The following is an 18,901-nucleotide window of genomic DNA, read 5'->3' as shown; positions in this document are numbered from 1 at the left end:
GCGGGAGGACGAGTGCCCGCCGCCTCGGCCGGCGCCGTCACCCCCACCGGCCTCGTCACCGTCCCCGCCCGGCACGCGGGTGACCGCACCCGTGGAGCGGGGACTGGACGACACCACGCTCGTCGTCCGTGCCCGCGAGGGCGACGTCCGGGCCTTCTCCGAGCTCGCGCAGCGGCACCAGGCCGCGCTCTACCGGCTCGCCCTGCGCCTGGTGGGCAACCCCGCCGACGCCGAGGACGCCCTGCAGGAGTCGCTGCTCGACGCGTGGCGGCGGCTCGACCGCTTCCGCGGCGACTCCGCCTTCACCACGTGGGCGTACCGGATCGTGACGAACCGGTGCCTCGACCTGCTGCGCCACCGGCGCGCCACCGTGCCGGTGGAACGGGTGGAGGAGGTGGCGCCGGAACGGCTGGCCGCGCCCGAGGCCGGCGCACCCGAGCACACCGCCGAGGTCGACGCGGGGCTCGCGGCGCTGCGGGCGGCGCTGCGGACGCTCCCGGACGACCAGCGGGCCTGTTTCGTGCTCCGCGAGCTGGAGGGCCTGGGCTACACGGAGATCGCCGAGATCACCGGTGCGTCGGAGACCGCCGTGCGGGGGCGGATCCACCGGGCCCGGCGGACGCTGGCGGAGGTGATGCGGTCGTGGAAGTAGGCAAGGTGGGCAAGGACCTCCCCGAGGACGTCCGGCCCGCCCTCTCCGGCGACATCCGTGACGACGACCGTGACGACGTCCGGGTCGGGGTCACCCGGCGGACCGCGGGGCCGGTGGACCGGCCGATCGAGCCGCTGGCGTGTGGCCGCGACGCGGCCGACGTCTGGGACCACGCGGTCGAGGGCGTCCTCGACGCCCACGAGTCGGAGTGCCCGCACTGCCGCGCCGCCGCCGCGGATGCGCTGGGGCTGGACTCCGTCGTCCACCGGATGGCGGCGGAGCGGCCGCTGCCGTCGCCGTCGGCGCTCGACGGCGTGCTGCAGGCCGTGCTCGACACCGTCACCGCCGAGCTGCGCCCACAGGACCTTCTGCCGCTCGACTCCCCCGCGGGGCCCGCCCGGCTGAGCCGGCCCGCCGCGGCCAGGGTGCTGCGTCACGTCGTCGACGGGATGGATGGGATGCGGGCGCGCAGCTGCCGGATCGAACCGCCCGGGTCCGGCGCGGGGGGCCGGAGCGGTGCGGCGCCGGGCGGGACCGACCCGTTCGGCGTGACCGTGGTGATCACCGTGACGGCCCGGTTCGGCGTGAACCTCGCCTCGGTGACGGCGCGGGTGCGGCAGATGGTGGTGGTGGCGGGCGAGCAGGCCCTGGGGGTGCCGGTGCGCAGTGTGGACATCGCGGTGGTCGACCTGTGGGACGAGCCGTGACCCCGCCGGTGCGGCTGACGGTCGGCGACGCCGTCGTCGCCCGGATCGCGGCGGCCGCGGCCCGCGAGGTGCCGGGTGTGGTCGCCCTGCGGCCGGACCTGGGACAGACCCTGCTGGGGCTGGCGGGCTCACTGCTGGGCGACCGGTTCGCCGACGGCGCGCTCTCGGCCGCCGGGGCGTCCGCTTCGGTCGACGGCGGCCGCGCGGAGGTCGCGCTGACGCTCGTCACCACCCTCGGCCACAACACCCGCGACCTCTGCACGGCCGTGCAGCGGGCGGTCGCGGCGCGGGTGCGCGCCGGCACCGGCCTCGACGCCGTCGTCACGGTCACGGTCGCCGACGTCCTGCTCGACGAGCCCCCTCGACGTCGGGTCCCGACACCGGATCCCGACACCGACCCCGGTCCTCAGGCCCGGCCGGAGAGCACGCAGTCCCCGCAGGTGCCGCCGCCCGGCAGCCGGTAGTAGAGGCAACAGGACCGGCGGCGGAAGGTCCAGCCGTGGTCGGCGGGGCCGGGTGGGCGCCGTTCGCCGGCACCGGCCAGCAGCGGGTGGTCGAGGACCGCCGCGGCGAGTTCGGCGGCCCGCGGCGCGGCCTCCGGCCGCTCGGTGCCGAGCACCCGCTTGGCGCCCGCCACCGAGGAGGCCACGTTCCCCCACAGCACCCGTGCGGAGACCGGCACGAGCGTGCGCACCGCCCGCACCAGCGGTTCGGCCAGCTCCTCCGTGACGAGCGCCGGCAGCTCGGCGGGATCGCGGACGGGGCGCTCCCCGTCGGTCCACAGCGGCCAGGGCCCGGTGTGGGCGACGCGCCAGTGCAGGGCGTCGCGGCCGAGATCGGGCAGGACACCGTGCAGCGCGACCGCGGCCAGCGGCGCGGAGACGAGCCGCGCGGCCAGGCCCTGCAGGGCGATCGAGGCGGCCACCCGCTCCTCGACCACCCGGCCCGCCTGCTCGGACAGCACCCGTCGGACGTGCGCGATGCGGTCCCCCAGCGCGCCGGGCTCCGCCGGGCCGGCCGATCCGAGCGCCCGCAGCGGCCGCCACGTCGGGTCGGCCGACTCGGCGGGCTCGGTCGCGACGGCGAAGAAGGGTCCGACCCGTGCGACGTCGGCGAGCACGGTGCGCACCGGGGCGGTCACCGTCCGCCCACCGCCCCGGCGGTCAGCCGTTCGGGTGTCATGCCGGTCACGCACGGGAGGCGAAGCGGGTGACGGGTGCACTTCATCACCCCAGTCTCGCCCCCGGGCCGTGATCCGGGCGGACCGGACGGCCCTGACCTGCCCGGACGGTCCGGCATTGATCGCCCACCGGCGGCGTGTCGCCGCCTGCGGCCGCCGCTCCGACGCAGGTCACAGCCGTTCGGGTCGCCAGACCTGGCGTATCAGCGCATCGGCGTGTCACTCTCTTCCCGGACAGACCGCGCCCGATGCCGCGTGCGGTCGCCCAAGTGCAAGCCGCCGGCCGGGCCCGAAGTCGGGCTCCGGCCGAGACACGTGCGTCCGAACACCAGCAGGAGACGACCGAGGCGCAGTCCGGACGGTGCACCCCGAACGGATCAGCGTCAGCGTTCCGTCGGAGCATCGCTGTATTCTGGACCCCCTTGTGGAACCACCCACGGTCCACGTCGTCCCGATGCGAAGTCGGGGTGCACCGAGACGACAGGAGGAGCTGTTGGCTGCGACCAGCAACCGCCCCGGCGCCACGGACACGATTCCGGTGACGAGCGCGCCGACGCCCGGCGGGCTCTACTCCCCCGAGCACGAGCACGACGCCTGTGGTGTCGCCATGGTGGCCGACCTGCAGGGCCGACGCGACCACTCGATCGTCGAGAAGGCGCTCACGGCACTGCTCCGGCTCGAACACCGAGGCGCCCGCGGCGCGGAGGAGAACACCGGCGACGGCGCGGGCATCCTGATCCAGGTCCCGGATGCCTTCTACCGCGAGGTCGTCGACTTCGACCTGCCCGAAGCGGGCGCGTACGCCACCGGCATCGCGTTCCTGCCGCGGGACGAGGCGAAGGCCGACGAGGCCGTCGCCCGGATCAACGAGCTGGCCGCCGAGGAGAACCTCCGCGTGCTCGGCTGGCGCGAGCTGCCGACGGACCCGGAGAAGGCCGACCTCGGCCCCACGGCGCTGGCCGCCATGCCCGGCTTCCGCCAGCTGTTCGTGGCCGGCATCGAGACCGGCATCGTGAAGCCGCCGCCCACCGGCATCGAGCTGGAGCGGCGCACGTTCTGTCTGCGCAAGCGGGTGGAGCACGAGACCGGTGTCTACTTCCCGAGCCTGTCCCCGCGGACCGTCGTCTACAAGGGCATGCTCGCCGAGCCGCAGGTCGAGGCCTTCTACCCCGACCTGTCGGACCCGCGCGTCACCACCGCCCTGGCCGTGGTGCACTCGCGCTTCTCCACCAACACGTTCCCGGCGTGGCCGCTGGCGCACCCCTACCGGTACGTCGCGCACAACGGCGAGATCAACACCCTGCGCGGCAACCGCAACTGGATGAAGGCACGCGAGGCGTTGCTGGAGTCCTCCGTGCTGCCGGGCAACCTGGACCGGCTGGTCCCGATCGTCACGCCGGACGCGTCGGACTCCGCGACCTTCGACGAGGTGCTGGAGCTGCTGCACCTGTCGGGCCGCTCGTTGCCGCACGCCGTGCTGATGATGATCCCCGAGGCGTGGGAGAACCACGCCGAGATGGACAAGCAGCGGCGCGCCTTCTACGAGTTCCACTCGAACCTGATGGAGCCGTGGGACGGCCCCGCGCTCGTCGCCTTCACCGACGGCACCCAGATCGGCGCGGTGCTCGACCGCAACGGCCTGCGGCCCGCCCGGTGGTGGGTCACCGAGGACGGGCTGGTCGTGCTGGCCTCCGAGGTCGGCGTGCTCGACGTCGACCCCGCGCAGGTCGTGCGCAAGGGCCGGCTGGAGCCGGGCCGCATGTTCCTGGTCGACACCGAGGCGGGCAAGATCGTCGCCGACGAGGAGATCAAGGGCGAGCTGGCGGCGGCGCTGCCGTACGAGGAGTGGCTGCACGCCGGTCGCATCGCCCTCGAGGACCTGCCGGAGCGCCAGCGCGAGGTGCCCGCGCACGCCGAGCTGACCCACCGTCAGCAGTCCTTCGGCTACACCGAGGAGGAGCTCACCGTCCTCCTCAAGCCGATGGCGGCCAGTGGTGCCGAGCCGATCGGTTCGATGGGCAACGACGCGCCGCTGGCGCTGCTGTCCGAGAAGCCGCGGCAGATCTACGACTACTTCATCCAGCTGTTCGCGCAGATCACGAACCCGCCGCTGGACGCGATCCGCGAGGAGCTCGTCACCTCGCTGCGTTCGCTGCTGGGTCCGGAGCGAAACCTGCTCGAGGCCGGCCCGGCGAACTGCCGGCGGATCGTCCTGCCCTTCCCGGTGCTGGGCAACGACGACCTCGCCAAGATCGTCCACATCAACGACGACGGCGACCTCCCGGGCTTCGCGACCTACACCGTCAAGGGCGTCTTCCGGGCGGCCGACGGCGGCGAGGGCCTGCTGCGACGGCTGCAGGAGATCCGCGGCGAGGTCTCCGAGGCGATCCAGAACGGCGCCCGGCTGATCGTGCTGTCCAGCCGCGGGGTCGGCCCGGAGCACGCGCCGATCCCGTCGCTGCTGCTCACCGGCGCGGTGCACCACCACCTGGTCCGCGAGCGCACCCGTACGCAGGTGGGGCTGATCGTCGAGTCCGGCGACGCCCGCGAGGTGCACCACATCGCGCTGCTGATCGGCTACGGCGCGTCCGCGGTCAACCCGTACCTGGCGATGGCGACCGTCGAGGACCTCGCCGAGCGCGGCGACATCCCGGGCGTCGACGCCAAGACGGCGGCGAAGAACCTGGTCAAGGCGCTCGGCAAGGGCGTACGGAAGACGATGTCCAAGATGGGCATCTCGACCGTCGCCTCGTACACGGGCGCGCAGATCTTCGAGGCGGTCGGCCTGGGCCGGGAGGTCGTCGAGACCTGCTTCACCGGCACCACCTCGCGACTCGGCGGCGTCGGCTTCGACGTGCTCGCCGAGGAGGCCCTCAAGCACCACCGCCGCGCCTACCCGGCCGACGGCACCCGGGCCAGCCACCGCGCGCTCGCCGTCGGCGGCGAGTACCAGTGGCGGCGCGAGGGCGAGCTGCACCTGTTCAACCCGCAGACCGTGTTCAAGCTCCAGCACTCGACCCGCTCCGGCCGGTACGAGATCTTCAAGGAGTACACCAAGGCGGTCGACGACCAGGCCAGGCGGCTCATGACGCTGCGCGGGCTCTTCGCCTTCAAGGAGGGCGTGCGTCCGCCGGTGCCGCTCGAGGAGGTCGAGTCGGTCGAGTCGATCGTCACGCGGTTCGGCACGGGCGCCATCTCCTACGGCTCGATCAGCCAGGAGATGCACGAGACGCTGGCGATCGCGATGAACCGGCTCGGCGGCAAGTCGAACACCGGCGAGGGCGGCGAGGACCCGGCGCGGTTCGTCCCGGACCCGAACGGCGACTCGCGGCGCAGCGCGATCAAGCAGGTCGCGTCCGGCCGGTTCGGCGTGACCAGCGAGTACCTGGTCAACGCGGACGACATCCAGATCAAGATCAGCCAGGGCGCCAAGCCCGGCGAGGGCGGGCAGCTGCCCGGCGGCAAGGTCTACCCCTGGATCGCCGAGACCCGGTACTCGACCCCGGGCGTCGGCCTGATCTCGCCGCCGCCGCACCACGACATCTACTCGATCGAGGACATCAAGCAGCTCATCCACGACCTCAAGAACGCCAACCCGCGGGCCCGCATCCACGTGAAGCTGGTCAGCCAGGTCGGCGTCGGCACGGTCGCGGCGGGCGTGGCGAAGGCCTTCTCCGACGTCGTGCTCATCTCGGGCCACGACGGCGGCACGGGCGCCTCGCCGCTGTCCTCGATCAAGCACGCGGGCGGTCCGTGGGAGCTCGGCCTGGCCGAGACCCAGCAGACGCTGCTGGCCAACAACCTGCGCGACCGGATCGTCGTGCAGACCGACGGGCAGCTGAAGACCGGCCGGGACGTCGTCGTCGCGGCCCTGCTGGGCGCCGAGGAGTTCGGGTTCGCCACCGCCCCGCTGGTGGTCAGCGGCTGCATCATGATGCGTGTCTGCCACCTGGACACCTGCCCGGTCGGCGTCGCGACGCAGAACCCGAAGCTGCGCGAGAAGTTCGACGGACGGCCGGAGTACGTCGTCAACTTCATGCGGTTCGTGGCCGAGGAAGTGCGTGAGCACCTGGCCCAGCTGGGCTTCCGCAGCCTCGAGGAGGCCGTGGGCCATGCCGAGGTGCTCGACACCGACGCGGCGGTGCACCACTGGAAGACCCGCGGGCTCGACCTGCGGCCGATCTTCCACGCGCCGGAGCTGCCCGACGGCGCGTCCCGGCACCGGACCCAGGCGCAGGACCACGGCCTGGAGAAGGCGCTGGACAACACGATGATCCAGCTGGCCGAGGGCGCACTGAAGAACGGCGACAAGGTCCGGCTGGACCTGCCGGTGCGCAACGTCAACCGGACCGTCGGCACCATGCTCGGCTACGAGCTGACGAAGAAGTGGGGCCGCGAGGGCCTGCCGGACGACACGATCGACGTCACGCTGACCGGTTCGGCCGGGCAGTCGCTGGGCGCCTTCGTGCCGAAGGGCATCACGCTGCGGATGGTCGGCGACACGAACGACTTCTTCGGCAAGGGCCTGTCCGGCGGCCGGCTGATCCTGCGGCCCGACCCGTCGGCCCCGTTCGCGGCCGAGGAGAACATCATCGCGGGCAACGTGATCCTCTACGGGGCCACGTCCGGGGAGATGTTCATCCGCGGCATCGTCGGCGAGCGCTTCTGCGTCCGGAACTCCGGGGCCGTCGCGGTCGTCGAGGGCGTGGGCGACCACGGCTGCGAGTACATGACCGGCGGCAAGGTGATCGTGCTGGGCAAGGTGGGCCGCAACTTCGCGGCCGGCATGTCCGGCGGCATCGCCTACGTGCTCGACCTCGAGGCGGGTGCCCGCCCGCTGAGCAAGCGGGTCAACCCCGAGATGGTCGACATCGACCCCCTCGACGACACCGACCGCGAGTTCCTGCGGGAGTACGTCGAGAAGCACCACGCGGAGACCGACTCCCCGGTCGCCCGCGCCCTGCTCGCCGACTGGGACGTCGCGGTGGAGCGCTTCGGCAAGATCATGCCGAAGGACTTCAAGCGCGTCCTGCAGGCCCGCGAGCAGGCCGAGAAGGATGGCCGCGACGTCAACGCGGCGATCATGGAGGCCGCACATGGGTGACCCGAAGGGCTTTCTGACCACTCCCCGCGAGACCCCGAAGCGCCGCCCCGTCGACCTGCGCCTGATGGACTGGCGCGAGGTCTACGAGGACTTCCCGCGCGCCACCCTGGAGAAGCAGGCGGGTCGCTGCATGAACTGCGGCATCCCGTTCTGCCACCAGGGCTGCCCGCTGGGGAACCTGATCCCCGAGTGGAACGACCTCGTCTACCGCAAGGACTGGCGCGAGGCGATCGAGCGGCTGCACGCCACCAACAACTTCCCGGAGTTCACCGGGACGCTGTGCCCCGCCCCGTGCGAGGCGGCGTGCGTGCTCGCGATCAACGACGACGCCGTCACCATCAAGCAGGTCGAGGTCGAGATCATCGACCGGGCCTGGGACGAGGGCTGGGTGACCCCGGTCGTGCCCGCGGCGAAGACCGGCAAGAAGGTCGCCGTCGTCGGGTCCGGTCCGGCCGGGCTGGCCGCCGCGCAGCAGCTCACCCGGGCCGGGCACGAGGTCGTCGTGTTCGAGCGGGCGGACCGGATCGGGGGGCTGCTCCGCTACGGCATCCCCGAGTTCAAGATGGAGAAGTCCCGGCTCGACCGGCGGCTCGAGCAGATGCAGGCCGAGGGCACGCACTTCCGCGCCTCGGTCGACGTCGGGGTCGACGTCACCACCGAGCAGCTGCGCGAGGAGTTCGACGCCGTCGTGCTCGCCGGCGGGGCCACCGCGTGGCGGGACATCCCGGCGAAGGGCCGCGAGCTCGAGGGCATCTACCAGGCGATGGAGTTCCTGCCGTGGGCCAACCACGTGCAGCAGGGCGACCTCGACGCCCCGCCGATCAGCGCCGAGGGCAAGCACGTCGTGATCATCGGCGGCGGTGACACCGGGGCCGACTGCCTGGGCACCTCGCACCGGCAGAAGGCCGCGTCGGTCACCCAGCTCGAGATCATGCCCACGCCCCCGGAGCACCGCACCGAGGGCATGCCCTGGCCGACCTACCCGATGGTCTACCGGGTCTCCTCGGCGCACGAGGAGGGCGGCGAGCGGCTGTTCTCGGTCAACACCACCGAGTTCGTCGACGACGGCTCCGGCAAGGTCAAGGCGCTGCGGCTGGTCGAGGTCACCCGCGGCGAGCGGGGCTTCGACCCCGTCGAGGGCACCGAGAGGGAGATCCCGGCGGACCTGGTCCTGCTGGCGATGGGCTTCGTCGGCCCGGAGAAGGGCAAGCTGCTCTCCGAGCTGGGCGTGGAGCTGGACGAGCGCGGCAACGTCGCGCGGGACCAGAACTACATGTCCAGCGTCGACGGCGTGTTCGTCGCCGGCGACATGGGCCGTGGCCAGTCGCTGATCGTGTGGGCCATCTCCGAGGGCCGCTCCGCGGCCGCGGGGGTCGACGCCTTCCTGACCGGCCGGGACGTCCTCCCGCGCCCGATCAACCCGACGGACCGCCAGATCGCCTGAGGCGTCCGTCCCGCGCGCGTCTGCTGCGCACCAACGGCACTCTTGTGCGGACCTACCGCACAAGAGTGCCGTTCGTGCATCCGGGGAGGCCGGGGCCGGCGTCTCAGGCGAGGGTGCGGCCGTAGCGGTCCAGCACCCGCTCCCGCATCACCGGGTCGGTGCGCGGCACGGGCTCCAGGAAGATCTCGGCGAGATCGGAGAACCGGCCCCGCAGGTCCGCGTCGATCTCCACGCACGCCCGCTCGACGTCCGCGGCACCGAGCGTGTCCTCGAAGTCCAGCCGGGCGCAGAGCAGCACGCTGTCCGTGCCGAGCTGCATGGTCAGCAGGTCCACCACGGCGTCGATCTCGGCGCGGTCCTCCAGGCTCCGGCGGATGGCGCGGACCATCCGCAGGTCCGCCTGCCGGCCGATCAGCAGTCCCTTGTTGGTGCCGCCGAGGACGAACGCGACGCCGGCGAGCAGCAACCCGATCAGCAGCGACGCGATCCCGTCCCACAGCGCCGCCCCGGTCAGCTGGTGCAGGCCGACTCCGGCGAAGGCCAGCAGCAACCCGACGAGCGCAGCGCTGTCCTCGAAGAAGACCGTCTTGACGGTCGGGTCGTCCGTCGTGCGGAGCAGGCGGAAGAAGCCGACCCGCTCCTCCGCCGCCTCGTTGCGCACCTGCCGGATCGCCTTGAGCAGGGAGCTGCCCTCCAGCAGGAACGAGACGCCGAGGACGGCGTACGCGACCCAGGGGATCGTCTGCTCGGCGCCCTCCCCCAGGATCGTGCTGAGCCCTTCGTAGACCGAGAAGACCCCACCGGACACGAAGATCGACACGGCCGCGATGAGCGCCCAGAAGAAGCGTTCCTTGCCGTAGCCGAACGGATGGAGGCGGTCGGGCCCGCGGGAGGAGCGGCGCAGGGCCGCGAGCAGCAGCCCCTCGGTCGTCGTGTCGGCGACGGAGTGCGCCGCCTCGGCCAGCATCGCGGACGATCCGGTGAGCAGCCCGGCGACGGCCTTCAGGACGGCGATGGTGGCGTTGACCCCGCCGGCGAGCAGCACCGTCCCGGTGCTCTCACCGCCGGACGAGCCCTGCTCGTCCTTCTCCTGCGCCTCGGGCTCGTCCCGGTCCCGGTCGGAGTCTTCTCGGGATCGTTCCACCACGCATCGACCGTAACCGCGGCCGGGCCGGGCCGCCCGGTCTGGCGGGCACTCAGGCCGCCTCTCGGCGCGCGGCCCGCGGTCGGCGGCGCGGATCAGGAGGGTTGTCCGGAAGGTCTGATCCGGCGCTCTGCGGTCGTCGTGGCGCGGTCGTCGGGAGATCGGCCCGGATCGTTGCCCCGGCACGCACTCCGGCGCCGGAACGACCGATCGGCGCACCTCCTGCCACGTTCGGCGGGACCGGTGAGGTTCGTGGGGTTCCGACCGAAACCCCCGGCGGTCCGCCGCGTTGAACCCGACACCGGTGCCGGTGGACTGGGGAGCCCCCACCGGCACCGGACAGCGTCGTCACCGGACAGCGTCATCACCGGACCGGCGTCGTTCCCGGACGGTCGTCGCCCCCGGGCCGGCGTCCTCGGGGGACGGCTCGCCACCGGGCCCGGGCCCTCACCGGATGCGGAAGGCGGGGAAGCCCGGGGCCGCCGCCCGGAGCCTGTCGTCGGGCGAGTCCTTGTCGAGTCCCTCGAAGAAGGCCCCGACCTCCCAGGACCACTTGCGCAGGTACTCGCGCAGGACCGGGAGCTTCTCGTCGTCCGCGAGCTCGGTGGCGGTGAACGCCTCGACCCGCCGGCCGAGACGCAGCTCGCCCGTGCCGGAGGCACGGAGGTTGCGCACCCACTGCGTGTGCCCGCGGGGCGCCACGAGGTACCGCTCCCCCTCGACGACCAGCAGGTTCACCGGCGTCGTCCGCCACTGCCCGCTCGTGCGGCCGCGGACGGCGAGCACCCGGCTGCCCAGGACGCTGATCCCCACCCGGGTGAGCGCGGCGACGACGTGATTGACCACGGTCGTCCCCGACTTCGGGGCCAGGTAGCGCTGCTGCGGCTCGATCATCGTGACTCCTCGTCCTATTCGAGAGCAGTGCTCTCCCAGAGGCCCCAGTGAACCGCCTCGCCCGACCGGAGTCAAGAGCAGTGCTCTCGGAACGCCCTATTCGCGCTCGACCTCGAACGCGTCGTCGCCGATCCAGACCCGCAGACCGTCGGCGTCGTCGGTGAGGTACCCGTCCTCCTCCTCACCGAGCTCGCGCGCCGCCCCCAGCGCGCGGGCGCTGTAGCGGACCCTGCCGTCCCCGAGGTCGACGGGCCGGTACTCGCGGGCCAGCCGCGCCGTCCGGGACTCCGTGGCCAGCCAGGCCGCGTTCGCCTCCCCCACCTCGGCCACCCACGCCTCGTCGCGCACGCGATCATTCTCGGCCCCCGGACGCCGACGGCCCGTCTCAGACTGAGACGGGCCGCGGGAGAGCCGGACGGACTTCAGCGCATCAGCGCGGGCATCGGCGCGGGCACCGGGGCGAGGGCGGCGACACGGGCGGCGCGCCGGGCCCGGGCCCACCGACGGATCCGCCGGGCGGCCTCGAAGCCACCCGCGGTCGCGACGGCCATGATCATCCCGGCGAGGAGGCAGAGCAGCGGGTTGCCCTTCGTGATCGGGCCGAGGAGGGCGCCGATCAGCAGCATGTACACGCCCCAGACGGCCGAACTGGCCGCGGTGGCCGGCAGGAACATCCGCACCGGCAGCCGGACCCGACCGCAGGCGGCCGTACTGACCAGCCGGCCACCGGGGACGAGCCGCGTGCCGACGCAGGCGACGATCGGCCTGCTCCAGAGGTTGCGGCGGACCCAGGCGCCCAGCCCGTCGTTCTTCTGGCCGGCGCCGCGCAGGATGCGGTTCGAGCTGCGGCCGAGCGTGTACACGGCGACGTCGCCGATCATCGAGCCGACCATGGACGCCAGGAACAGCCCGAGTACGCCGGGCACGTTCCCGGTACCGAAGGCCGAGGCGGCACCCACCGTGAGCAGCGTCTCGCTGGGCAGGACGGGGAACGGGCCGTCGAACGCGATCAGCACCGCGAGCACCGGGAACAGCCACACGCTGTGCAGCACGGCGTCGAAGAGCGCCACGAGGGCGCCGGCGTCGAGAAGCTGCACGAGGAGGGTCCTTCCGACGGGGTCTCGCGGGAGTACTCGGACCACACTCCCAGAACGTCACGGCCGGGTCACGGGGGACCACCCCCGATCCGTCCCCGGGGTCAGCCGGATGCGGTGCGTGTGCGGTGAGCGGTCGACCCGCCGTGCCAGGTGTAGGTTCCCGCCCGTGTCGGGCTACGCGGTGCTGCTGCGGGGTGTGAACGTCGGCGGTAACAAGAAGGTCGCGATGGCCGAGCTGCGCGAGGTACTCACCGGGCTGGGATACACGCAGGTGAGGACGCTGCTGCAGAGCGGCAACGCGGTCCTGGCCGCCGACGAGCCGCCCGGGCGCGTGGCCGAGCGGGTCGAGGCCGCACTCGCCGAGCGGTACGGCACGGAGATCAGGGTCCTGGCGCTGACCCGCGCCGACCTGCAGGCCGCCGCGGAGGGGCACCCCCTCCGTGAGGTGGCCGACAACGGCTCGCGGATGCTGGTCCTCTGGTTGTTCGGCACGCCCCCGCCGGACGCCCCGAGCCCCGTCGGGCTCGACCCGGAGCGGATCGTGGTCGGCGACGGGCTGATCTACCAGTGGTGCCCGGAGGGAATCTCGAACTCCCCGGACGTCGCCGCGTTCCTGCGCCGGGAGTGGAAGGTGCCCACCACCGGCCGCAACTGGAACACCCTGGAGAAGCTCCTCGACGCGATCCCCGGGTAGTGCGGGGTGCGGGCCACGCTCCCGGCGCGTGACAGTAGGGTCACCCTCGGTCGCGGAAGGGGGTGTGATGGCGGACGAGAGGGCGGACCGGGGCGTCCCCCGAGGCGGGTTCGGGCGCTCTGCGAGGCTCGTGTCGCTGCCCCTCGGCTTCGCCGGCCGGGCCGTCGGCGGATGGGGCCGCACGCTCGTCGGCGCCGACGCCGACGAGGTCGCCGCCGCCACCCTCGCCCGCAACGCCGAGCAGCTCTTCGCCGTGCTCGGCACGCTCAAGGGCGGCGCGATGAAGCTCGGCCAGGCGCTGTCGGTGTACGACGCGATGATCCCCGCCGAGATCGCCGGGCCGTACCAGGAGGCCCTGGCGAAGCTCCAGACGTCGAGCCCGCCGATGCCGGTCGCGGACGTCCACCGGATGCTCGCCGAGCAGCTGGGCCGGGGCTGGCGGGAGCGGTTCGCGGAGTTCGACGACGAGCCGCGGGCGGCCGCGAGCATCGGGCAGGTGCACCGCGCCGTGTGGCGGGGCGCGAACGGGCTCCGGGACGTCGCCGTCAAGGTGCAGTATCCCGGCGCCGATCTCGCCCTCGACGCCGACCTGCGCACGCTCGAGCGGTTCTCCCGGCTGTTCGGGGCGATCTTCCCGGCGCTCGACGCCCGCGCCCTGATCCGCGAGTTGCGCGAGCGGACGATGGAGGAGCTCGACTACCGGCTGGAGGCGGACCGTCAGCGCGCCTTCGCGACCGGCTTCGCCGACCGGCCGGGCCTGCGGATCCCGCGGGTGGTGGCGTCGGCACCGAAGGTGCTGGTCACCGAGTGGCTCGACGGGTTCCCGCTGCGCGACCTGCTCGGCGGGCGCGGCGCCGAGGCCGACCGGGACCGGTTCGGGCACACCGTCGTCGAGACGATGTTCGCCTCTCCCTCCCGGGTCGGGCTGCTGCACGCCGACCCGCACCCGGGGAACTTCCTCGTGCTGGCCGACGGCAGCGGGCTCGGCATGATCGACTTCGGTGCGGCGGCGAGCCTGCCCGACGGCATCCCGCCCGTGCTGGTCAGGATCCTGACGCTCACCGCGGAGCAGGACTCCGAGGGACTCGACCGGCTGTTGCGCGCCGAGGGCTTCCTCGCGCCCGACGCCGGGACCGCCGATGTCCTGCGGTGGGTGGGGGCGCTGGCCGACCCGCTGCGCGTCGAGCGGTTCCACTTCACCGAGGCCTGGATGGCCCGGCAGGGTGCCCGGGTGGCCAACCCGGCCAACCGCGCCTACCGCGACACCGGCCGTGCGCTGTCGTTCCCGCCGGAGTACGCGCTGGTCATGCGGGTGCTCTCGGGGTGGATGAACATCCTGGCCCGGCTGGACTGCACCGTGGCCGCCCGCGGCCTGGTCGAGCGCTGGGTGCCCGGCTTCGCCGGCTGAGCCCACGACCCTCGGTCACCGCCGCAGCAGCCACCACAGCACCGGGGCCAGGGCGAGCACCCCGACCGCGACCGCCGTGGTCCCGCCGAGCCCCCAGGCCACGAACACCGCCAGTGCGACGGCTTCGGTGCCGAGTGCGGAGACCGACGTCGAGGTGGCCCGGGCCCGGCCGGACAGCCGCTCCTGCACCCGGGTGTCGGTGACGACCTGGGCGCACTGCTGCAGCGCGTAGTACGCGCCGAGGGCGCCCAGGCCGAGCGCTCCGCCGTGCCCGGCGACCAGGAGCGCGGCGGCCGCCGGGACCACCAGTGCCGCGAGCCCGCGCCCGCGCAGCCGGCGTGCCCGCCCGCCCAGCGCCGCGCCGAGTGCTCCGGCGAGCGCCACCAGCACCAGGAGGCCGGGCACGGCGACGAGCGCAACTGTCTCCTGCTGCCCGACGATCAGCGGGAAGTACTCCTCGAGGGCGTCGACCCCGCCGACGAGCGCGGCCGCGAGCAGCGCACCGCGGACCACGCGGCTGCCGACCGCCTCGGCCAGCCCGACGCGCAGGGTCTGCCGGTAGGTGAGCTCCTCGGCGGTCTCCGCGGGGTGGTCCTCGGGCGGGCCGGCGGCTGGACCGGCGCGGGGTGGATCGGGAAAGGCACAGGTGAGCACGGCGGCGGCGAGACAGGTGCCGACGCTCGCCCAGCCGACCAGCGCGTACCCGCCCGTCGCGACGAGAACGGTCGCGGCCGCCGCCGAGGGCACCTGTGCGGCGTGGCCGGCAGCGGTGACGAGACCGCGGACCCCGGCGTACCGGGCGGCCGCACCCGCGGCGGCCAGCGCCTCGTACACCAGCGCCTCGACCGTGCCGCTGAACAACGACGTGCCGACGCCCCACAGGACGAACCCGGCGGCGAACCCGGGGAAGCCGGGCGCGAGCAACCACAGCGCATACGCGGCCGCCTGCAGCACCCCGCCCGCAGCCACCACCCGCCGTCGCGGGAACCGGTCGGACAGGGCACCCGACGGCACCTCCGCGACCAGGCCGGTGACCGACCAGATCGCGAACAGCGCGGAGATCTCCGCACCGGACATGCCGTGCTCGGCGAAGAAGAGCGCGTAGAGCGGGTAGAGGGGGACGGCGTCGGCGAGCAGGGCCCAGCCGACGACCAGGCGCACCGGACCGCGAGCGGCCGGCGGCAGGGGGCGGGACGTGCGTCAACGGAAGGGCACGGCGGCAGCGTAGCGACGCCGCCCCGGCGTCGTCGCGAGGTTTTCTCAGCCCGCCGCGGTCGCGGGCTCGCGCCGGTGGTCGCCGATCCCGATCGCGGCGGCGATCTGCAGCAGCGCCGCGCCGAGCAGGACGAGCAGCGCCGCGGCGTAACCGTGCGTCAGGTCGACGAGCACGCCCATCAGCAGCGGTCCCAGCCCGGCCACGGTGTAGCCGACCCCGAGGGCCAGGCCGCTCGTCGCCGCGCTCGCCGCCGGGTCGGGGGTCCGGTGCGCGATCACCGACAGCCCCAGCGGGAAGCCCGCCCCACAGGCGACCCCGATCAGCACGACCCACGACCAGGCCCCCACCAGCGGCGGCTCGGGCAGCAGCACCATGCCGAGCACGGCCACGACCGTGCACGACGCCGTCGCCGTCGCCCAGCGCCGGAACCGCCCCGACCGCTCGGCGAGGCTGGGCACGACCAGCGCCGACGGCATCTGCGCCACGCTCCACACCGCGACGAGCAGCCCGGCGGTGGCGGGCCCCCAGCCGCGGTCCACGTAGGCCGGGGCGACCCACGTCAGCGAGCCGTAGACGGTCAGCGACACGCCGGACTGGTACATCGCGGCGAGCCGGGCGAAGGGGTCGCGCCAGGGCAGCCGGCGGTGGGCCGCCGCCTCGCTCGGCCGCGCCTCCCCGGAGCCGCGCATGATCGCCGCCCACACCCCCACCGCGAGGAGCGCGGGCACGGCCCACAGCGCCAGCGAGTACGACCATCCGCCGAGCGCGACGGCGACCGGCACGGCCAGGGCGCCGACGATCGTCGAGCCGAGCATCATCGCGACGACGTACGCGCCGCTCACCGCTCCCGCCCGCGCGGCGAGCCGGTCCTTCACCACCGCCGTGAGCAGCACCCCGGCGACGCCGATGCCGAGGCCGATCACCAGCGTCCCGGCGAACAGGGCGGACAGCGCGGGCACGCCGCGGACCAGACTGCCCAGGGCGACCAGTCCGACCGACCCGCCGAGCGCCCGCACGGCCCCGAACCGGGCCCCGACCCGCGGCCCGGCCAGCGAGCCCGCGGCCATGGCGAGGATCGCCCCGGTCTGCGCGGCGCCGGCGGTGCCCGCGGCGATCCCGAGCGTCTCGCGCACCTGCCCCAGCAGCGGCGGGTAGGCCGACAGCGCCGCGCGCAGGTTCAGCGACAGCGCGAGGAGGCCGACCAGGACGAGCGACGCGGACCGTCCGTTCACCGCTCCTGAGTACCCGACGAGCCGTCCGCCCGCCGACCGTGCGGAGGGGCGACATCACCTTGACGATCGACACCGACGACGACGGTGGAGCCGGTGAGTAGTCGCCCGACCGCGCTGAGACGCACCGCACACGTAACGGGCTCGCCTGCGGGCCCGATAGCCGGTCCGTGAGCGAGTCGGGACGCAGCACCACGCAGGGATCGACCGCGCCGCCGAGCGGTACGGACGAACCCGCGACGCGTCCGGCCGAGCGCACCGCCTACCTGCGGGTCCGCCCCGGCCCGCGGCCCCGCTCCACGCCCGCCGCGGACGCGCGCGACACGTCCGCGGCGGGTGGTGGGGCGGATCCTGCGCCGGATCCTGCCGAGAGCGCCGCGGTCGAGGGCATCGAGCCGGTCTCGGCCGAGGCCGCCGAGCTCGACGGCGCCGAGGCCGACGACGCCCCGGCCGTGGCCGACGACGGCCCGCCCGACCCGTCGACGAAGGTGCTGCACCCGGTCGCCGCGGGCTCCGCGACGATCCCGGCCCTGCCGATCGCGCCCGTCGATCCCGCGGACCGGCCGTTCGCCCACCCGCAGCGCTCGGTTCCCGGCAAGCGGTCGGCTCCGGACGCGCCCGACACCCTGCTGCGCAGGCTCTTCCGCCGCCGGAGGAACTGACCCACCGGTTGCGGTGCGGCAGCCGCGCCACGACGGCCCCTGCACCGCGCACGGGAGCACACGTCGTCGCCGCGGGTGGCTCAAGCACGTCAGGCGAAGTGCTCCCACCCGGGGACACCGGCGTAGGGCTCGCCGTCGACCACCACGCCCTCCCCCTCGCTGACCCCGCCGATCTCGACGAAGCCCTCCGGCAGGGCGGTGCCGGCCGGGAAGGTCGCGGCCAGCGCGTGGTCCTCCCCACCCGTCAGCATCCAGTCGACCGGGTCGACGCCGAGCGCCGAGGCCACCTCCGCCAGCCGGTCGGGGACGGCGAAGGCGTCGCGGCGCAACCCGATGCGCGCCCCCGATCCCGCGGCGACGTGACCCAGGTCGGCGAGCAGGCCGTCCGACACGTCGATCATCGCGGTCGCGCCGGCGAGTGCTGCGGCGGGCCCGGCGGCGTAGGGCGGGGTGGGTGCCCGGTGGGCGTCGACGACCGCGCCGGGCGAGCGGAACCCGCGGGTCAGCACGGCCAGCCCGGCGGCGGCCCAGCCGAGCCGGCCGCACACGGCGACGACGTCGCCGGGCCGGGCACCGCCGCGCGTCACGGGTGCGCGCCCCTCCAGCGAGCCGAGCGCCGTCACGGAGAGCACGAGCGTCGCCGACGAGGCGACGTCGCCCCCGACCAGGCCGACGCCGACGACCCCCGCTTCGGCCCACATCCCCTCGGCCACCCCTTCGAGGGTCTCGACCGGCGTGTCGCGCGGTGCGGCGAGCCCGACGAGCAGGCCGGTGGGCACCGCACCCATCGCGGCGACATCGGCGAGGTTGGCGGCGACGACCTTGCGTCCCACGTCCTGGGGCGAGGACCAGTCGAGCCGGAAGTGCACGCCCTCCACGAGGACGTCGACGCACGCCACCACCCGCCCGTCCGGCTGAGCGACGACGGCGGCGTCGTCGCCGGGACCGAGCAGCGTCGACGACGGCTGGGCCCGGTCGCGGGTCACCCGTTCGATGAGACCGAACTCCCCGATCGTCGCCAGCGCGGGTGATTCGTCCGGTTCGCTCGGTGTGTCGCTCGCCTCGGTGGCCCCCGACGGGGTGCGCGACGATGGGGACACGGGCTCTCCTCAGGTACGTTGCCTTCCGACTTTCCCGTCGGACGGCGTCCGGCGGGTCTCCAGACAAGCAGAACGAGAAGGGGCACGCCGTGGTGCAGGCCTACATCCTGATCCAGACCGAGGTCGGCAAGGCGGCGGCGGTGGCCGCCGAGATCGGTGCGATCCACGGCGTCGTCACCGCCGAGGACGTCACCGGGCCGTACGACGTCATCGTCCGTGCCGAGGCGGCCGACGTCGACGAGCTGGGCCAGCTCGTCGTCGCGCGGGTGCAGGGGGTCCCGGGGATCACCCGGACCCTGACCTGCCCGGTGGTCAAGCTCTGAGGCGGAGCCCGCGTACCGGAGTACGAGCAGACCGAGGAATTCCGACG

Annotated in this window: 17 protein-coding genes; 9 read left to right on the top strand and 8 right to left on the bottom strand. The window is 74.0% G+C overall.

The genetic code is table 11. The features are described 5' to 3' along the window. Window positions 1-79: 79 nt before the first annotated feature. Genes ACL02T_RS20730 through ACL02T_RS20720 form a run of 3 tightly spaced genes read left to right on the top strand, consistent with a single transcriptional unit; the run spans window position 80 to window position 1,823 of the window. Entirely contained in the window at window positions 80-652 is a 573-nt protein-coding gene (locus ACL02T_RS20730; protein ID WP_412832381.1) for an RNA polymerase sigma factor, read from the top strand. After that, window positions 643-1,359: an Asp23/Gls24 family envelope stress response protein gene (locus ACL02T_RS20725; protein WP_412832380.1), complete on the top strand. Its 717-nt coding sequence runs from the start codon at window positions 643-645 to the stop codon at window positions 1,357-1,359. Before ACL02T_RS20730 ends, ACL02T_RS20725 begins: the two co-directional genes overlap by 10 nt. Further along, window positions 1,344-1,823 (top strand): Asp23/Gls24 family envelope stress response protein, encoded by a 480-nt coding sequence (locus tag ACL02T_RS20720; RefSeq protein WP_503129098.1) that lies wholly within the window; start codon window positions 1,344-1,346, stop codon window positions 1,821-1,823. Before ACL02T_RS20725 ends, ACL02T_RS20720 begins: the two co-directional genes overlap by 16 nt. Here ACL02T_RS20720 and ACL02T_RS20715 read toward each other — a convergent pair. After that, window positions 1,766-2,500, bottom strand: coding sequence for a (2Fe-2S)-binding protein (locus ACL02T_RS20715; protein WP_412832378.1), 735 nt, complete (start codon window positions 2,498-2,500; stop codon window positions 1,766-1,768). The genes ACL02T_RS20720 and ACL02T_RS20715 overlap by 58 nt on opposite strands. A 577-nt stretch (window positions 2,501-3,077) precedes the next feature. Between ACL02T_RS20715 and gltB the strand changes: the two genes are divergently transcribed. After that, entirely contained in the window at window positions 3,078-7,643 is a 4,566-nt protein-coding gene (gltB, locus tag ACL02T_RS20710) for a glutamate synthase large subunit (RefSeq protein WP_412832498.1), read from the top strand. Beyond that, complete coding sequence (locus ACL02T_RS20705; RefSeq protein ID WP_412832377.1) at window positions 7,636-9,087, top strand: glutamate synthase subunit beta; 1,452 nt, start codon at window positions 7,636-7,638, stop codon at window positions 9,085-9,087. The genes gltB and ACL02T_RS20705 overlap by 8 nt, the downstream gene beginning before the upstream one ends. Before the next feature lie 103 nt (window positions 9,088-9,190). Here the strand turns inward: ACL02T_RS20705 and ACL02T_RS20700 are convergent, their stop codons facing one another. The 4 genes from ACL02T_RS20700 to ACL02T_RS20685 form a co-directional block, all read right to left on the bottom strand. Continuing rightward, the gene (locus ACL02T_RS20700; RefSeq protein ID WP_412832497.1) at window positions 9,191-10,132 is read right to left on the bottom strand and encodes a cation diffusion facilitator family transporter; all 942 of its coding nucleotides are present in this window, start codon (window positions 10,130-10,132) and stop codon (window positions 9,191-9,193) included. Window positions 10,133-10,678: 546 nt separating this feature from the next. Next, a complete protein-coding gene (locus ACL02T_RS20695; RefSeq protein WP_412832376.1) occupies window positions 10,679-11,125 on the bottom strand; it encodes a nitroreductase family deazaflavin-dependent oxidoreductase in 447 nt (148 codons plus the stop codon). Window positions 11,126-11,221: 96 nt separating this feature from the next. Beyond that, window positions 11,222-11,473: a hypothetical protein gene (locus ACL02T_RS20690; protein ID WP_412832375.1), complete on the bottom strand. Its 252-nt coding sequence runs from the start codon at window positions 11,471-11,473 to the stop codon at window positions 11,222-11,224. A gap of 74 nt (window positions 11,474-11,547) precedes the next feature. After that, window positions 11,548-12,222: a DedA family protein gene (locus ACL02T_RS20685; protein WP_412832374.1), complete on the bottom strand. Its 675-nt coding sequence runs from the start codon at window positions 12,220-12,222 to the stop codon at window positions 11,548-11,550. Window positions 12,223-12,388: 166 nt separating this feature from the next. Here ACL02T_RS20685 and ACL02T_RS20680 point away from each other — a divergent pair, with 166 nt between their 5' ends. Further along, entirely contained in the window at window positions 12,389-12,916 is a 528-nt protein-coding gene (locus ACL02T_RS20680; RefSeq protein ID WP_412832373.1) for a DUF1697 domain-containing protein, read from the top strand. A gap of 67 nt (window positions 12,917-12,983) precedes the next feature. Continuing rightward, window positions 12,984-14,324: an ABC1 kinase family protein gene (locus ACL02T_RS20675; RefSeq protein ID WP_412832372.1), complete on the top strand. Its 1,341-nt coding sequence runs from the start codon at window positions 12,984-12,986 to the stop codon at window positions 14,322-14,324. A 15-nt stretch (window positions 14,325-14,339) separates the two neighbouring features. Here ACL02T_RS20675 and ACL02T_RS20670 read toward each other — a convergent pair whose 3' ends face one another. Together ACL02T_RS20670 and ACL02T_RS20665 are read right to left on the bottom strand one after the other, a co-directional pair. Then, entirely contained in the window at window positions 14,340-15,485 is a 1,146-nt protein-coding gene (locus tag ACL02T_RS20670; protein ID WP_412832371.1) for an MFS transporter, read from the bottom strand. A 99-nt stretch (window positions 15,486-15,584) separates the two neighbouring features. Continuing rightward, window positions 15,585-16,772 (bottom strand): MFS transporter, encoded by a 1,188-nt coding sequence (locus tag ACL02T_RS20665; protein WP_412832370.1) that lies wholly within the window; start codon window positions 16,770-16,772, stop codon window positions 15,585-15,587. Window positions 16,773-16,939: 167 nt separating this feature from the next. On the opposite strand from ACL02T_RS20665, the gene ACL02T_RS20660 reads away from it, so the two are divergent. Next, on the top strand, window positions 16,940-17,431 hold the full coding sequence (locus ACL02T_RS20660; RefSeq protein WP_412832369.1) for a hypothetical protein: 492 nt from the start codon (window positions 16,940-16,942) through the stop codon (window positions 17,429-17,431). A gap of 89 nt (window positions 17,432-17,520) precedes the next feature. Here the strand turns inward: ACL02T_RS20660 and ACL02T_RS20655 are convergent, their stop codons facing one another. Then, window positions 17,521-18,531 (bottom strand): thiamine-phosphate kinase, encoded by a 1,011-nt coding sequence (locus ACL02T_RS20655; protein ID WP_412832368.1) that lies wholly within the window; start codon window positions 18,529-18,531, stop codon window positions 17,521-17,523. 89 nt (window positions 18,532-18,620) lie between these two features. Here ACL02T_RS20655 and ACL02T_RS20650 point away from each other — a divergent pair, with 89 nt between their 5' ends. Further along, a complete protein-coding gene (locus ACL02T_RS20650; protein WP_412832367.1) occupies window positions 18,621-18,854 on the top strand; it encodes an Lrp/AsnC ligand binding domain-containing protein in 234 nt (77 codons plus the stop codon). Window positions 18,855-18,901 lie beyond the last annotated feature (47 nt).

The sequence above is a fragment of the Pseudonocardia oceanicola genome, from assembly GCF_047200735.1.
In the GTDB taxonomy this organism is placed as follows: Bacteria; Actinomycetota; Actinomycetes; order Mycobacteriales; family Pseudonocardiaceae; genus Pseudonocardia.
The sequence above is the reverse complement of the archived record's forward strand: the minus strand, read 5'-3'. Positions and strand labels throughout refer to the sequence as shown.

Excerpts from the sequence above, each read along its gene's own strand:
- ACL02T_RS20695 (WP_412832376.1), bottom strand. The coding sequence starts at position 11,125 with ATGATCGAGCCGCAGCAGCGCTACCTGGCCCCGAAGTCGGGGACGACC.
- ACL02T_RS20675 (WP_412832372.1), top strand. The coding sequence starts at position 12,984 with ATGGCGGACGAGAGGGCGGACCGGGGCGTCCCCCGAGGCGGGTTCGGG.
- ACL02T_RS20705 (WP_412832377.1), top strand. The coding sequence starts at position 7,636 with ATGGGTGACCCGAAGGGCTTTCTGACCACTCCCCGCGAGACCCCGAAG.